The 14198-nt window shown below is 58.4% G+C and carries 16 protein-coding genes; all 16 read right to left on the reverse strand.

Features of this window, described 5'->3' with window-relative positions; translation table 11 throughout:
* Window positions 1-3 precede the first annotated feature (3 nt).
* Window positions 4-675 (reverse strand): TraV family lipoprotein, encoded by a 672-nt coding sequence (locus tag BLU39_RS18210; protein ID WP_092715467.1) that lies wholly within the window; start codon window positions 673-675, stop codon window positions 4-6.
* Between the two features lie 2 nt (window positions 676-677).
* A complete protein-coding gene (locus BLU39_RS18215) occupies window positions 678-1454 on the reverse strand; it encodes a DsbC family protein (protein ID WP_092715469.1) in 777 nt (258 codons plus the stop codon).
* On the reverse strand, window positions 1438-2820 hold the full coding sequence (locus BLU39_RS18220) for a TraB/TrbI/VirB10 family type IV secretion system protein (RefSeq protein WP_139178356.1): 1383 nt from the start codon (window positions 2818-2820) through the stop codon (window positions 1438-1440). Before BLU39_RS18220 ends, BLU39_RS18215 begins: the two co-directional genes overlap by 17 nt.
* Window positions 2821-2826: 6 nt before the next feature.
* On the reverse strand, window positions 2827-3633 hold the full coding sequence (locus BLU39_RS18225) for a type-F conjugative transfer system secretin TraK (protein WP_217635090.1): 807 nt from the start codon (window positions 3631-3633) through the stop codon (window positions 2827-2829).
* Window positions 3584-4186, reverse strand: a complete 603-nt coding sequence (gene traE / locus BLU39_RS18230) for a type IV conjugative transfer system protein TraE (protein ID WP_175539354.1) — start codon at window positions 4184-4186, stop codon at window positions 3584-3586. The genes BLU39_RS18225 and traE overlap by 50 nt, the downstream gene beginning before the upstream one ends.
* 17 nt (window positions 4187-4203) lie before the next feature.
* Window positions 4204-4503 (reverse strand): type IV conjugative transfer system protein TraL, encoded by a 300-nt coding sequence (traL, locus tag BLU39_RS18235; RefSeq protein WP_092715502.1) that lies wholly within the window; start codon window positions 4501-4503, stop codon window positions 4204-4206.
* Window positions 4504-4547: 44 nt separating this feature from the next.
* The gene (locus BLU39_RS18240; RefSeq protein WP_254789006.1) at window positions 4548-4928 is read right to left on the reverse strand and encodes a hypothetical protein; all 381 of its coding nucleotides are present in this window, start codon (window positions 4926-4928) and stop codon (window positions 4548-4550) included.
* Between the two features lie 171 nt (window positions 4929-5099).
* The gene (locus BLU39_RS18245; RefSeq protein WP_175539355.1) at window positions 5100-5669 is read right to left on the reverse strand and encodes an OmpA family protein; all 570 of its coding nucleotides are present in this window, start codon (window positions 5667-5669) and stop codon (window positions 5100-5102) included.
* 137 nt (window positions 5670-5806) lie between these two features.
* Window positions 5807-6430, reverse strand: a complete 624-nt coding sequence (locus BLU39_RS18250; protein ID WP_092715506.1) for a lytic transglycosylase domain-containing protein — start codon at window positions 6428-6430, stop codon at window positions 5807-5809.
* Between the two features lie 89 nt (window positions 6431-6519).
* Window positions 6520-7026 carry a hypothetical protein gene (locus tag BLU39_RS18255; protein ID WP_139178358.1) on the reverse strand — a complete coding sequence of 169 codons (507 nt, stop codon included), beginning with the start codon at window positions 7024-7026 and terminating at the stop codon, window positions 6520-6522.
* A gap of 154 nt (window positions 7027-7180) precedes the next feature.
* A complete protein-coding gene (locus BLU39_RS18260; protein ID WP_092715510.1) occupies window positions 7181-7795 on the reverse strand; it encodes an IncC plasmid conjugative DNA transfer DtrJ family protein in 615 nt (204 codons plus the stop codon).
* Complete coding sequence (gene traD, locus BLU39_RS18265; RefSeq protein WP_092715512.1) at window positions 7789-9702, reverse strand: conjugative transfer system coupling protein TraD; 1914 nt, start codon at window positions 9700-9702, stop codon at window positions 7789-7791. The genes BLU39_RS18260 and traD overlap by 7 nt, the downstream gene beginning before the upstream one ends.
* Before the next feature lie 2 nt (window positions 9703-9704).
* Window positions 9705-11519, reverse strand: a complete 1815-nt coding sequence (gene mobH / locus BLU39_RS18270; protein WP_139178360.1) for a MobH family relaxase — start codon at window positions 11517-11519, stop codon at window positions 9705-9707.
* A gap of 636 nt (window positions 11520-12155) precedes the next feature.
* Window positions 12156-12725, reverse strand: a complete 570-nt coding sequence (locus BLU39_RS18275; protein WP_092715516.1) for a hypothetical protein — start codon at window positions 12723-12725, stop codon at window positions 12156-12158.
* Between the two features lie 375 nt (window positions 12726-13100).
* Window positions 13101-13715, reverse strand: coding sequence for a FlhC family transcriptional regulator (locus tag BLU39_RS18280; RefSeq protein ID WP_092715518.1), 615 nt, complete (start codon window positions 13713-13715; stop codon window positions 13101-13103).
* Between the two features lie 7 nt (window positions 13716-13722).
* Window positions 13723-14115 (reverse strand): hypothetical protein, encoded by a 393-nt coding sequence (locus BLU39_RS18285; RefSeq protein ID WP_092715520.1) that lies wholly within the window; start codon window positions 14113-14115, stop codon window positions 13723-13725.
* Between the last annotated feature and the right edge of the window lie 83 nt (window positions 14116-14198).

A 14198-nucleotide genomic window follows, 5' to 3' on the forward strand; every position in this document is an offset into this window, starting at 1 on the left:
GGGCTATGGGTGGTTCGCCGCTGGCATCGGCGCCGGCGCAGGTGACACTTCTGGCGCGGGCGTACTGGTATCGGCTGGCGTGCTGGCAAAGCCTACTGCCGCCGGCGCGGCTGGCCTGGTGTCGGCGTTCGTACTCGCCTGCGCGGTAGCGGCCGTAGGCTCCGGCGCCGCTGTTTGCGGCGAAGCTGGCGGTTTCAGGGGCGCATAGGCATCACGTATCTGCCGCTGTGCATGGGCGATCTGCCACCGGCCTGGGTCTGTCTGCAGGTAGACAAAAGACTGATCGTGGAGATCATGGTCGCTGTCCTCCCACGGTTTGATCCAGAGCCGCATGACGCGCGGCGGCGAGCGCAGCGCGGCGGGTTCGAATGCAGGCTGTCCCTGCATGGAACTGCCGCTGGAGGCGGCTTTGGCTATGGTGTACATGCTGCGCGGGGCTGCACGTGGCGTTCCTTTTGTCGGGGCCCATTTGGCCGCCGCGCCGCCGCCCGATGGAAACGTATTGTAGTAATTGCCGGATACGGAGTTGCACTGCACGCCTTCCGGCGCCTTGCAGGCATATTCCGACTTGCCGCCCAGGCCTGTCATGTCGCCGCATCCGGCCAGGAGCGTCAGACATACCGTTGCGGCGGACAGGTTGTTGACGCGGAATGAAATCGATGGGATCCGTTGCATGATTACTCCTTGAGATTCTTGCCGGATGGAAGGCTGGAGGCGGCTTGCGCCAGATGGGCTTCAATTTCGTTGGCACTGATCAAACCGGTTTCCCGCGAGCCGTCAGCAAAGAAGAGGGTCGGCGTGCCCTGTACGCCCAATTTGCTGGCCAGGGCCAGGTTGCGGTCGAGCGGATCGGCGCATTGGGCGGGTGCGCCCTGCGCGTCCAACGTACCGCTGACGGCGCTGCGCCAGGCGGCCAGGCGGTCGGTAGCGCACCAGATGCGCAGAGGTAAAGCCTGGTCCTGGAAAGGCACCATGAAGTTGTAGATGCGCAGGTTGGGTACCTTGACCAGTTCCGGTTCGAGCTGGCGGCAATACGGACAATGTGGATCGGTGAAGAGATAAAGGACGCGCTCTCCCTTGCCCTGCGTGGTGACGATCGCATCGGCCAACGGCAACTGGCGTACATCGATAGCCGCTACCGTCGGCGCTGCCGGGTTGGCAGCGTTGGCGCGCTGCTCTAGTTTCGGCGCGGTCAAGTCGCGCATGGCGCGCAGATCGACCAGCCGGCCAAAGATCATGTAGTCAGGGCGTGTATCGGCGACGAAGCCGACGTTGTCTCCCATCCACACCTCGAAGACGTGGGGGATCGGCGTCGCCGTGACCGTATCAAAGGCCGTGCCGGGATAGGCTTGCTTGAGCGCTGCGAGCAGTATGTCTTCAGTGGTGCGTGCCTGTGTGCCAAGCGCGGCCGTGCAGGCGAGTGCGGCGAGGGCCAGTCTAGTCGGCATCTTCATTGGGAACCTCCATCGTGCGCTCGGCAAGGCCGAGCTGATCCTGCCGGTCCGCGTCGCTGCGTGACATTGGACGTGCGGGAATGCGCACGCCTCGGGTCAGCACCACGTCCACTTTGCGGCCCGCATGCACCTCGATGACGGGAAACGTCTGTTCGGCCAGCCGGATGTAATAGTTGGCCAGGTTGTTGAGTGCGCTCCCCATGCCACTGCCAATGCCGCGTCGGAACTGGTCGGCGGTGCCGCCGGTCGTCGTCGACAGGGTGCCAAACGGCGAGGTCGTAAATGAGCTGTTGCCTTGGGCGAAGCCCTGGCCGATGCCGCTGACGATGCCTGCGCGCAGGCTGTTGGCCAGCAGCTGGCCCTGCTTGGAGACGAGCGTGCCGCGCAATCCCAGATTGCCGTCCTCGCCAAAGATGTTGCCCTCGATCTTGACCTCGACCACCGAGCGGTCGTAGCGGATGCAGGAGAGCACGTCGGTGCGCAGGTACGCCCGTTCGGAACTGATGTCGCCATAGCCAGAGGCCACCACAAAGCATTCCTTGACGTCCGCGCGGAACTGATTAGGTAGGATGGCAGCGGCTGAAATCTTGATGAGTGCCGGCAGCGGATTGCTTTGGGCCTGCCCGCCCGTCGGCGCATCGATCCCGCCGAGCAGTTCTCCCGGCAGGATGCCGACTGGCAGGAAGTCGTCCAGCGTGTTGGCCGGTTTTACGCCATTGGCCCCAGCCTCCTTGGCGGCCCCGGTGTTCCCGCTGGAGTCTGTCGCGGCGCCCAGGGACACGCGGATCATCGGCGCGAGCGTCTCCGGTGGCGCGTTTGGCCGCAGTACGCCAATGTTGCCACTGGCTACGTCGGTGGCGGGTGGTCCTGGCGGCGCGTTGCCACCGAGTGGCGTGCCGGGAGGGTACTGCAACGGAGCCGGCGCCGATGGCTGGGGAATGGGCGGTGTGACGGGCGCGGGTGGCGCTGGTGGCGGCGCTTGCTCTGCGGTGGTGGCCGTTTTTGCTTCCAGATCCGCCAGGCGTTTGAGCAAGGCCGCTTCGACGGCCTTGCGATCACTGTTGATTTTGTCTTGCACTTCCTTGTCACTGTCATATTGGGCCAGCTTCTTGCCGGCATTGCCGACCCATTGATCTTCGGGCGATATCTGGCCCGGCACCATCATGTTGGCACCATCCACATTGACGGTGGCGCGTTTGTCGGTCGACTTGGGAAGCTGCCGGGCGGGGCTGCCGGACTCGGAATAGACCAATACCGCCCACAGGACGCCAATGCAGGCTGTCACGATACTGGCGGCGGCCAGGTACTGCTGCTGTCGGGGCGTCAACCGTGCCGTGCAGGATTTCAATGTTTGCATGATGCGCATGGCGGATCACTCCCCTGCCCTGATGACATAAACCCGCGTGCTCTCGTTCGGACGCAAGTTGAGGTTGTCGATGGCGACGGCCAGGACATCGCCATCGTCGCGGTCAAATTCCTGTTCTGCGAGCACCAGCGGCGCATCGCTGATATTGTTGAGTGCATAGGTCTCGCCGATGAGGCCACGGCCTTCAAACTGGCGGATGAGCTTCATTTCTGCTTCCGCCCACAGCAGACGCGCTTCGTCCCGCTCTTCCATCCGAACGTCGTCGGGCACCTGCTCGGAAGCCATGAACATCAGCATCGATTTCAGGGAGCGGATGAACGTGGCGGACCTCGCCGGTGCCGCGCTGCCGGCAATGGCGGCCCTGGCCTGGCGCCTGGCCGACTTGTCCGAGATCACGATGGTGTCCGCCGGAACCTCCCCGCGGTTCAGGCGCAAGGTGTAGGTGGCTGTGGCGGAAGAAATAAACAGGTTGATCGGCTTGGCAGCAGTGCCCACCGGCTGAATATAGATTTCGCCTTTGGCCAGGTCGCAGGCAAGCGACAGCTGGCCGCCGGGATTGACGGCCGTGCCGGCGCCAGGCGCTACCGACAGGCTGGCGTCGGCTGGTTTGGGCGCACAGTTGCTGCTTGAATAAATGTTGCCGACGACGTCGATGATCTTGCCGCCCTCGATGCGGATGCGCGTCGGTTCATGTGCGGCGATCACCGCCTCGATGGTGGCGCCGTCCCTGACCTCTCTGGTCTGGTCGGCCCAAGCGGGGAGCTCAACGAGCCCCAGCATCAGCCACGCCAGTGGCAGTATCCGGTTTTCCATGTGGTAACTCCTGAAAATCTTTCAAATGCACGCGCGCGCCGCGGAAGACGAAGTCCGCACGGTAGGTCTTGAGGTTGTCAGAGGTATTGGCCCCGTTCACCTGGGTTTTGAGATAGCCGGTCATCGTGACCGATTGCGTTTCTTCGTCCGGCACCAGTTGCTGCATCTGGAAGTAGGTGCTCGCGTTGAGTTTTTTCAGTCTTGCCGCCTCCAGATCCTGGCGTGTCTTGATGCTGCCGGCGTTCTCCGGCAGGCACCAGCTGAGCAGCATGTCCTTCTTCCATTCGATGGACTTCGGCGTGACGTCCAGCATCAGGTAAGCGATAAAGCCGGACATCTGCACCAGGTAGTCGTTGCTGGCCTTGCCGTCCTCGATCCAGAACGTTTTATGGATAGCCGGCGGCACAATGACAGTGCGTTCCGTGCCCGCGATGCGGACAATGATGGTCAACGCCAGCATCAGGCAAACGGAAAGGATGCCAATAGCCAGGCGCTGGTCGAACACGCGGCGCCGCAGGGCGGCCAAATCATCCTGATAGGTTTCCAGTTTCACTGGTGCTCTCCTTTTCGCTATCCAACCATCTTGCGAATATGCGATGGCGGGGTCGAGCGCATGGACGTCAACGGACTGACAGGCAGATACCAGTACGCCCAGTGCAGGACAAAGGCCGGATGCTTGTCCGCTTTTTTGCGGCTGAGCCAGCGCGACACGGCGACGCCGGCGCAGACCGCGAGGAAAAATCCGAGTTTGCTACTGGCCAGATAGCCGACAAAGATGGAAAGGAGGACGGGAAAGGCGACATCAAAGTCCCATAGGCCAATCTTCCATTGGTCGTCTAGCCGCCGGGGAATATAGGTGTCGGCTTGCATGGCGTCCTCCTTTTCTCAATGTACGGTGTCTGCGCCAGCCTGGTTCAGATCGTGGCGCCCATGATGGAGCCGCCGATGATCAGCCCGACCGCGCCGAAAACCGCCATACCGATGTAGAACAGCACCGGACTGAAATTGCGCAGGGCAGTCAGCGAGATCAGGGCCACCACGAAGCCGATGAAGCCGACCAGTGCTTTTACGCCGGGGGCCAGTGCGGCCAATTGCGTCAGTGCTGACGTCAGCGGGCCGGTGATGCCGGTGAACGCGACGAGGTCGATGGCGGTGGCGGGAATAGCGGCGAGCAGACCCAGTGTGATCAAGGTCAGTAGTGCCAGGACCTTGGCCGCAGTGGAGACGCGCAGGCCAAGCGGCCGCTTGCCGTGGTGTTTAAAAGGGAGAACGGTGACGTATTGCAGGGTGTTCATGTGCATTCCAATCATGATCGTGAAGAAAATTGCCTAAAATTGTCTATGCGGGCGGCTAGGTGCTGCGGCATGGCGGCACAGGGGGACCACGCACGGGGCAGTACCACGCGATCTTGCCCGGCCAGCACGTTACCCATGCCGAGGTCAGGTTGATCAGGCGAGCTTGAGTCCTCATCTCTTCACCTGCCGAGGCGCGTCGGCGGTGAGGCTGAGCTCCACCCTCCGGTTGTTCTGGCGGCCCGTTTCGGTCGCATTGGCGGCGGCGTAACAGCAGGCGCCGCTGCTTCCCACCTCAAGCTGAACGGCAGGCACGTGCAGATGGCGGCGCAGATAGCGCTCGACCCTGGCCGCGCGCTGGCGTGCGATGGCATCGTTCAGGGCCGCCGTGCCGGTGTTGTCTGTTCTGCCAGCGATACGAATATGGGATGCTGGCTGCACCAGCGTGAGAAATTGCTGCAGAACCTGTTGGGCCGTTCTATCGAGACGGGATGAGCCCGGCGCAAAGTACACCGCAAGTTCGGTGACATCAGACAAATCACTTTCGTTCGCTGCACTGGTACCTACGGGTGCCCCTGCCAGTGTCCGCTGGGTGCTGGCTGCCGCGCTCATGGTTTGCGGCACCTCTTTAATGTGCGCATCCCGTCTTGCCAGCGTCTTGGGCGTGCGCGTAGGGCAAGCTGGATCGATACACAGGCCGTAGCGTGCCTGTCTACCGTAGTGAAGCTGGGTGATGTGCTGCATGTGGGACCCAGGCGTGGCCGCGCGAGTAGACAGTCCTGCAGCTTGTGGATGGGTAGGCACATTTTCGCAGGAGGCCATCAGCAAGCTGGCTGCAGCCATTCCTGTGGCAGCTAGTGTGGCATGAGCAATTGTGCGTCTCATGTCAGCCCCACTGCCACCAGCGCGGGCTGCGTTGGGACGACCGACTCAGCTCGCCCATTTTTCTGAGTCCGGTACTTGGCCTGCGGCGTAGCGCGGTGTACTGCCGGCGGCTTGGTATTGGTCAGAAAGCCGTATACGCGCCAGGCGTAGCGGGTGCGCGTAGCCTGGCATTGGGCCGCATCAAGTTTGGTACACGAGGCGTTGTATGCGCCGATCGCCTCCCAGGTATTGCCGTACCTATGCAGCTTTTCCACGAGAATGCGGGAACCAGCATGAATGTTTTTACAGGGCTCATGCAGTTCTTGCTCGGTCACCCCCAAATTGCGTAGGACTCGTGGATCAGAATTGACACCCATATAGCCGATATCCACGGTACCGGTTTGGCGCAGATGGCGGCGATTGACGGCGTTCGCATCCAGTGACGATTCCGCTTGAGCAATCGCATAGAGCAGCGGTGCCGGCACATTGTGGCGAACGGCGGCTTGTTCCCAGCAAGCCCAGGCAGGACCCGGACAAACGACGAGGAGCGCTATGAAGCATGAAAGAGGTCGTTCCATGGCAAGGAGCAGGCATAAACCCGAAAGCGTTGATCCACCCGGCGCGCGCAGGCGCCAGACCATCGAGGGTGCACATCGGGTAAGCCTGGCATCAGCCTGGCAGGGTCACTTCGGGTCGCATATCCGTTGACGGTATGCCTTGCACCTGCCCTTTATGGCAGATGCGATATTGCTCGCTCGGCGATGTTGCGCCGTGCCTGTTCAAATATTTTCCCTTGCGCCCCCTCTTCCTGGAGGGCCAGGGCGATGCATGCGGTCGTAAACTGCCCCAAGTCGAATCGAGGATGGGGATGCCGGTTCATTTCTGACTTCTGCAGCGCCAGCAACAATACATACTGGGCACGCCAAATTTCCTCCTGTCGACGCGGCATGCATTGATCGCGCAACACCAACTGGGTATGCAAAAAAGAAAAAATCTGCTTCGCATGTTCCGTCTGCGCGCACACTATCGCAACACACGCACTAATCAGATCGGGATGCCGCAACTTTGGCGAACAATTGTGCTGATGGCTGAACAGTTGGTCTAAGTGACGAAATTCCTCCATCCATACCAGCGTCCCGATTGTGTCCTCGCACCGCGTGGATGCGACAGCAGAACGATGGGCAGCGGCCGTGTGAGCAGAAGATGAGGATGGCGTCGAGCGAAATTCAGTATTCATGGCGACTCGAAATCAAAATGGACTGCGTATGACATCATGCTAGCGTATCGCAGCCTCAATGTTTGTCCAAAAAGTCGCGTTTTTTGTGGACTATTTGGATGAACCCAGTCCCCCTCGGCATGTAGCCACAGTTACGGGACTTCTACCTTCACACTCACGCATACTGCGCCACCATTTGCCCTGCCAGCCACGCGACCACACACAACATGGCGGGCAACAGAAGCGGGGACAGTTGAACAGGAAGCACACACGCTACTGCCATCAGACAGATCAGCAAAATCGCCATGCCCATGGCTGCCGCGAACCACTCAGGATGCTGCTTGGCGAACTCCAAACGTTTAATACGCCGGCGCACCAAGGCGTCCACGATGCAGGCTGTGATCAGCACCAGGAACGGTGCCCACCACTGCACAAGGCCTGCCAGTCTATACAGCGCCAGCATGGTCAGCGTATCGAGCGAGCGAAAATAGCTGTTCCGAAATAGCTGCAGACGCACCCGGCCCAGGCTATCGGCGACGGGTTGTGCTACCGGATCGCGCGTCACCTCGTGGACGTTGGCCGATGCCGGTTGGGAGTCCAATGCCGCTTGATACTGAAACAAGCGGCTCAACACGCGGCGTGCGTACAGATCGCCCCAGCAGTCAGCACCGGCCATATGCTCCGCGCGGATCTGCGCGACAAATCGCTGAGGCGGGAAGGCTGACGGCAGGTACAGCACCAGCATCAGGAGCACGCTCAGCGAAACAATGGCCATCAACCGAATCAACATGCTTCACCCTCCTCCTTCTGATCGCGGCTTACATCGTCCGCGCCCGGGTCAATTAGCGTAAACCGCCCTTTGTAGACATGGCCGCCAGACACTGAGGCGAAGAACTGCAAATTGGGTAATTTACCCAGAATCGATGCCGGTACCAACTCGTTGACTTCCTCGCTCAACTGCGTTGAATCGACTGCCGTAAAATCCGTAAAATGGCCATCCCTGGCCGTGTTGTGCCCGAATTTCATGCTATGGATGGTGGTCTGGCCCAGTGTTTCATTGATGAACTCCTGAGTCGGCTGATCTTTGGTTCGGAAGGCGATGAGGTTGTTCAAGTTCCCCAATGCCATGCGTGCCGCCTCCTGGCTGCCAAGGCGTTTCGCCAGGTCGGCAATCGTCTGCATGGCAGCCGTGGTGTACAGCCCTCCTTCGGCACCTTTATTCAGTATTTCGATTAATGGTTGATTGATCACGTTCGATAGCTCATCCACAAACAGGGAAATGCGCCGCTCTCCTCCCAGGTTGTAGCGAATTCCTGAACGGGCAGCCAGGTCGGCCAGCGCCATGGCGCCGATTGCCGTTGCAACAGAAGGATCCGGCAACGAATCCAGACACAGAAGTAGTACATGTCCCGCGCGCTCGATCTTTTCCAGATTCATGATCGGCCGCTGATCATCCGCATCAAACGGGTCGGGAGACAGGCTTTTTCCAAGATCCCCGGATGTCAGCATGGACAAGATCGGTAAGAGATTGGCGGTTATTTTTTGATAATGTTCGCGGTTATGCTGGAATACCCGGACTTGCGAACTGACCACCGGATCACGCCTGGCCTCATGCACATGGTGATCGTAGTAGGTGACATACGCCAAGAGTTCATGGCTCGCGGCGGGTGTCGGCGATTTGATCTGCCCTCTCCGCGCCTTATCGAGCAAGCGCGCCATGTCGGGCGTACTACGCCACTGCATGCCAAGGAGCTGTTCGTAAAAACGCTCAAGTGCCTGTTCCAGGATCGGTTCGACACCTCCTTCAATGTATTGCTTCAGCTTCGCCAAATTCGGACGCTTCTCCAGTTGCACCATCCCTTGCACGACGACATTCACAGCGTCCCAACCAAATGCGCTGAACGTTCCAGCTGTATCCGGTGGCATGATTGACTGAATACGGGAAGCGACTTCGGTAGGTTTTTGCCAATTGAACGTGAAGTCGAGACGAACACCCGTTTCCGGAAAGGCTGGATGAAACCAAAGAAAACTGTCTGGCTCGCGATACAGTTGACAGGCCTTCATGACCAGTCGCTTGAGGCGGCGTGAATTTTTCGGATCAATAATAATGACGACGTCGCCACGACGGATAGCCTGAAAAATCAACCAGCCAAGGCATACCCCTTTGCCGGACTGCGTGGTTCCGACCACCAATGTACCCCCTTCAAAGTTCTGAAGCGGCCGCATCAACAAGTGCTCTTCCGACTCAACACCATGAATCCAGGGCAAGCCAATCTCTGCGTCTGATTGTGGATTGGGTTGATATCCCAGAGCGCGTATGAGCCAGGGAGAAATGGTCATCGCGCGATAATCGATCTTGATCAACTCGTAAAGCCGCTGAGAGTGTAGTGGCAACCAGATAAAGCCCAAACCGAATACGACCTGTTCAGGATCGCCTGTCCATGTGGTGAGCCGGGAAATTGAAACCATTTCCATCGCGCGGCCAGACAGCGCGGCACGCGTACGTACTACGCGCAAGGCTTGCCGGCAGCGGATCAACGCTATGAGTATTGAACAAAAGATGAGAAGAAAACCCGCACGCGGTGGCAAATGATCGGGTATCAGAAAGTAAAAAATGGCGGCGGCGAGCATCCATGCCAGGGCGGCAACGGCCTCAATGGGACTACGCCATGGCATTTCATACTGTCGCAGCAACATGGTCAACCTGCGTTCGAATTGATTGGGGTCTCCCCTACTCCATCCATGCCCTCGATGAATTGACGAGCGATAACCATTCCAGCCAGTTGCTTGCCATGCGGGTTGCGGTATTCAACAGATTCGGTTCCTGCCGGTCCCACGACCAGCATGTTGGCATCGGCAAGTGCGCGTAGCGCCATCTTCGCATCCACCTGTCGCGCCACGAAGGCGTCTAAGGGGACAAACAGGCCGGACGCCAGGGGATAGCATGCTGGTGGCAAGCTCGTCCTATTGAGAGACTGCACGATCGCCTGCAATACCTTGGCAATGCCTGGATGTAGGCGAATCGGTGCGCGTAACGCGTATGTTTCCGTTGCTGGCTGGCTTGACTTGGTATCCTTGACTTTCTTCACCTTTCCTTGGCGGCCATCTGTACTTGGTTCGATACCTGTCTCTCCCGCAGTTGGTATCGGTGCGATGGTTGGCAACGACAATTGATGATCGCTAGCATCGGGCGGCATCTCCTGTGCCCCGCTCTCTCCCTGAGCCTGGGACGGCGCCGCCTTCACCTGCCAAGGTTTGGTGTCATGCTCCGCGGCCTGCACGTCTTCATCCGAGCAGTGGAGAGAAATATCCATGTCCAGCGCCACTGGTGGCGGGTGTAAGACAGCTAGGACACAACCGGGCGTCACCAACTTCAACGCCTCCAAGGGTTCAGGGGCGCTTGGTGGCCGGATAGACCAAACACACTCATTTGGATTCTTTGGCAGGACGATCCCGGCATCGCTCAAAATTTCCATGGCCTCGACTGGAGAGGCCGGCAAGCCGTGCAATCCCTCGTCCTCCAACAAGGTGAGTATGTCGCTCACACCGTTCGGCCACACCAGAAACAAACCATCCCGCCCGAGCCACATGCGGGATCGATCCGCATTGGGCACCCATCCCTGATGAGACTGCACCAGCTCGCGCATCGCGTTTAGGAGAAACCTCGCAAGGTAGGCCCGCGCCCGCGCCCTACCTGCCGGCGCATCAGCGTCGCGCAAGTCGCGGTGTATCACCAAAGTCGATGCTCGATTGACGAGATGGTCAATGACGTTGTGATCCTGATACCTCACTTCTCCACTGATCGCTGCGAGCATATGGGCGACGATCGTCGAACCGTCCTGGGTCAGGTAGGCCAAGGCATCTGTCGGTAGGATCATCGGTAGCGCGAACAACGACAGGGAGCGGCATTCCTGCCTGGCCTCCCCCCATTTGACAAACAGACGGCCCACCTCGTGTTTGTGGGTCCATTCCCCTAGGGCTATCAGGTATGGTTGCCATACGGTTCCATGCGCATCACTAACGACGACGCTGTCGAGCGCACGGAATAGGTACGCGCATAGTCCCGCGATAAAGGTGCCAAAGCGCCAGCGTGGCTCCAACTGTCGACGAGTCGATATCGTCGCCCTCCCAGCAAAGATCTGCGAATCGGTCGCTTGCAATGCAAAGAATGCGGTCTCCAGAGATAATCGTAGTAGGCCTCCGGAGCGAGCAAAAAAACTGTCCTGCGTCGCCGGCAACACACTCACGTAGGCAGTGTAATTCCTGATGAGCGGAAGCATTTCCTTGGCAAAGGCATTCGCGTCGCCTCCATAAGCCAATTTGATGCGCCCCAGGATATCCCGATTGTCGTCCAAAATCGCATCGACACTGCGGGGACGCATCCCGCCGTCACGCGCATGACCAGTTTGGGGCAGTGAACGTTGCGGACACATGGGCGCGGCCTGACGGCCGCGATCATATTGACGATTGCGGCCAAGCCAACCCAGGTATTTGAGGAAATTCACAGCGGCCATAAGGATCACTCACGTGGCTACATGAGCATTATGGCTATGCAAATCGACCTACATCCAAGTGAAAGCCTGACTTCTACTGCGATCATTCATCGACAACATATAGAGGAATTCGCCGCTACAATCCCCCTGCAAGATTCCGGCTGCTCCATTCGTGTCGTCGACGCCAGTAGGGCTTGCTGCTCCCTCGTCCGAGCTCGCGCGGCAGGCAAATACACCCAAGATATTTCAGATCAGAGCACGAACAAGATACCGCTCAACTTGGTTTGATCATTGATAGGTAGCGAACCACCTATTGGCGACGCTAGATCTAAAGAAAGGTGAGCCGCGACATTAGATCGGAGCTTATCGGTCGGCAATGCTGAAACAAGCGGGACTACTCTACAAAGAGCACGCTGGCCGTTCTATGCCTGACTGCCGTGTACGTCCGCTTTCGCCCCCAAAGCAGCCATTCGCACACGAATTGGTGGGCAGCTTGCCTTGCTCAAACCTCGCAAGCAATTTCATGCGTATCTTTCCACATGGTGCCAGCTAACGCTGCAGCCGGGTCGGCGCACCGTTCAAGTGCCGAGTTGGGCCCAAAGGGGCATTTTTTTTCTAGAGTTATACAACTACCGCATTAGCGTCGCCGCAGCCCGACTATTGAATGAACAGGGTGCCGCCATTCCTGCTTGCGTTTGCAATCAGGCTTAGAAGGGCTTCTTGCACTGGCTCCTTGTCGATGTTCGTAGCAGACAAGCTCTCTTGCCGCAGCTCCGCTGCCATTTCGGTGAGATCTGCTCCCGCTACGCGCCCCCCCGGAATAAGAAATTCCCGCAGGCGACCGGATCGGACCTCTCCCACTAAGGCAGCAAGCGCCGCAGCGTCTCCAAGTACCCACCCCTCATTTTCCCCCTCTTCGTAGCCCCACCCAACGGACACACAAAAATCACCCATTTGTGTCTCCTCAATCAGCCCATCATGTTCGGCCAGTAGATCCCGAACGGATGTCTCAACCAAGGTGCAAGGTCGCACCGCGAGAATGAAGCGGAGATTTCGAGACTTAGCCATAAATAACGCGAGCCGGATTTCATATGTATTGCGGATGCTCGGACCGGCCTTGCTCAGCACGACAACCTTGTCGGTCACATAGGTCGGAAGCACCGCGCGGGGTTTCGGCTGGGATTCTAACGGCGATGGCGGTAGCGGCTTCTTGAAAAAGTTGAACATCAGTAAAATCTCCTAAGTGGTCCAAATGTTAAGAGTACTATCGCCGAAACGCGCAGCGTCTAAGTAGTCGAGTTGACGGCACGGGGAATGGCCGCTCCTGGCCTATTGTGTTGAAAAACGCCGGTACGTTGATGTTTAGATAGAAAACCTGTCAGCCTCGACTGGCCAGAACCGCCGCTATTGAACGATCACCGACTGCTTAGAGGTTCTAGGCATCCCGAAATGGTTGCCGCTCGACATTTTCAACACAATAGGCCGATAGCGGACCATAAAAATGGCGGAGTGTACGAGGTTGTTACTTTCAGAGCAAGTACGATAGTTGTTCCGTGCACTCAACCTAATGTTCGGTAAATGCGCACAACCACTACTGCTCAACTATAGGGAATCACTGAGCAGGCGATCCGGTGATTGAATCCGTACTGGGGACATGCGTAAGTCAGGTTTGCCAGCAAAGCTCGATTGGATACGGGAATCAGTGGCATAGCGTTTGACGAGCTTGCAAAAAACGCATCCGGTGTGATCCGCCGATGTGTCCCCGAGCGCGATCAGATAACGACAACGGCACCGCGCGCAGATATGCAGAGCCAACTGCGATGATTGTTGGGTCCAGATCCCCTCCACACTAGCGATCAATTCGAAAGCACGGTCGAACGAGATACTGGAGCGACCGTTCCATCGCTCTCGATACATCTTGTAGGCGCAGACCATGGCCTTGCGTGCCGAACATGCATGTTGTGCGCGCAAAAACTGAAAAATAGTAGCAATCAGTGACGCCTCAGCACGTTGCACCAGCGTTGCCATATGGTACCAATCCTGCGAACTAGGCCATCGCCCTCCGGTGGCCGCCCGGTCATTGTAGAAATATTCTCGCAGCAGTGTTCCACTCAATCCGGTCAAGTAGGCGACGGTTTTCATCCGCGCACCCAGTTCGACACAGGACTTTGCAAGCTGCAGGGCCTGTATGTGCCGCTCCGCATGTTCGTATGCCATAGGTCACCTATGGCATACGAACTTGAGCTGCAGCGGCCTGGCCGACACGCGCTGCGCCACGGGCGAGAACCGGATCAATATTCCCGACGCGGCACAACGTCATGGCCAAAACGGGCGGCGTTTCAAGGAGAGTTTTAAAATTAGCGATCGGCTTAAACAGGCTTTCATGCGACATGTTCGCAGCCAATAGTTGCAATGAGTCAACACTCATTGCCGCGAGCGTCTCGGCTGATGCAGTGTCAAGGTGATAGGTGCAACAAGTGGCCAGGGGGTCATGCTTCAGACCCACCTGGATAGTGAGTAAATAATTCAAGTTGAGGTACTGCACTTCCGTGTATCGAATCGCGTCTTCCATGGTCCACCCCGCTTTGCCCCGCAATGGCGGGGCGTGGTCATTCATCCGGTTTCCGCTGTGCACATCTGCCGTGTCGCTCAACTGATAGGCGAAGTCATGGGTACGAGGACTGCGCGCAAAGGCAATAG

This window comes from Janthinobacterium sp. OK676, assembly GCF_900103595.1.
GTDB lineage: Bacteria > Pseudomonadota > Gammaproteobacteria > Burkholderiales > Burkholderiaceae_D > Janthinobacterium.

Excerpts from the sequence above, each read along its gene's own strand:
- mobH (WP_139178360.1), bottom strand. The coding sequence starts at position 11,519 with ATGGCCGCTGTGAATTTCCTCAAATACCTGGGTTGGCTTGGCCGCAAT.
- BLU39_RS18285 (WP_092715520.1), bottom strand. The coding sequence starts at position 14,115 with ATGAATGACCACGCCCCGCCATTGCGGGGCAAAGCGGGGTGGACCATG.
- BLU39_RS18215 (WP_092715469.1), bottom strand. The coding sequence starts at position 1,454 with ATGAAGATGCCGACTAGACTGGCCCTCGCCGCACTCGCCTGCACGGCC.
- BLU39_RS18245 (WP_175539355.1), bottom strand. The coding sequence starts at position 5,669 with ATGCAGCACATCACCCAGCTTCACTACGGTAGACAGGCACGCTACGGC.
- BLU39_RS18240 (WP_254789006.1), bottom strand. The coding sequence starts at position 4,928 with ATGAACACCCTGCAATACGTCACCGTTCTCCCTTTTAAACACCACGGC.
- BLU39_RS18275 (WP_092715516.1), bottom strand. The coding sequence starts at position 12,725 with ATGTTCAACTTTTTCAAGAAGCCGCTACCGCCATCGCCGTTAGAATCC.
- BLU39_RS18280 (WP_092715518.1), bottom strand. The coding sequence starts at position 13,715 with ATGGCATACGAACATGCGGAGCGGCACATACAGGCCCTGCAGCTTGCA.
- BLU39_RS18260 (WP_092715510.1), bottom strand. The coding sequence starts at position 7,795 with ATGTTGATTCGGTTGATGGCCATTGTTTCGCTGAGCGTGCTCCTGATG.
- traD (WP_092715512.1), bottom strand. The coding sequence starts at position 9,702 with ATGTTGCTGCGACAGTATGAAATGCCATGGCGTAGTCCCATTGAGGCC.
- BLU39_RS18250 (WP_092715506.1), bottom strand. The coding sequence starts at position 6,430 with ATGGTCTGGCGCCTGCGCGCGCCGGGTGGATCAACGCTTTCGGGTTTA.
- BLU39_RS18225 (WP_217635090.1), bottom strand. The coding sequence starts at position 3,633 with ATGGAAAACCGGATACTGCCACTGGCGTGGCTGATGCTGGGGCTCGTT.
- BLU39_RS18210 (WP_092715467.1), bottom strand. The coding sequence starts at position 675 with ATGCAACGGATCCCATCGATTTCATTCCGCGTCAACAACCTGTCCGCC.
- BLU39_RS18255 (WP_139178358.1), bottom strand. The coding sequence starts at position 7,026 with ATGAATACTGAATTTCGCTCGACGCCATCCTCATCTTCTGCTCACACG.
- BLU39_RS18220 (WP_139178356.1), bottom strand. The coding sequence starts at position 2,820 with ATGCGCATCATGCAAACATTGAAATCCTGCACGGCACGGTTGACGCCC.
- traL (WP_092715502.1), bottom strand. The coding sequence starts at position 4,503 with ATGCAAGCCGACACCTATATTCCCCGGCGGCTAGACGACCAATGGAAG.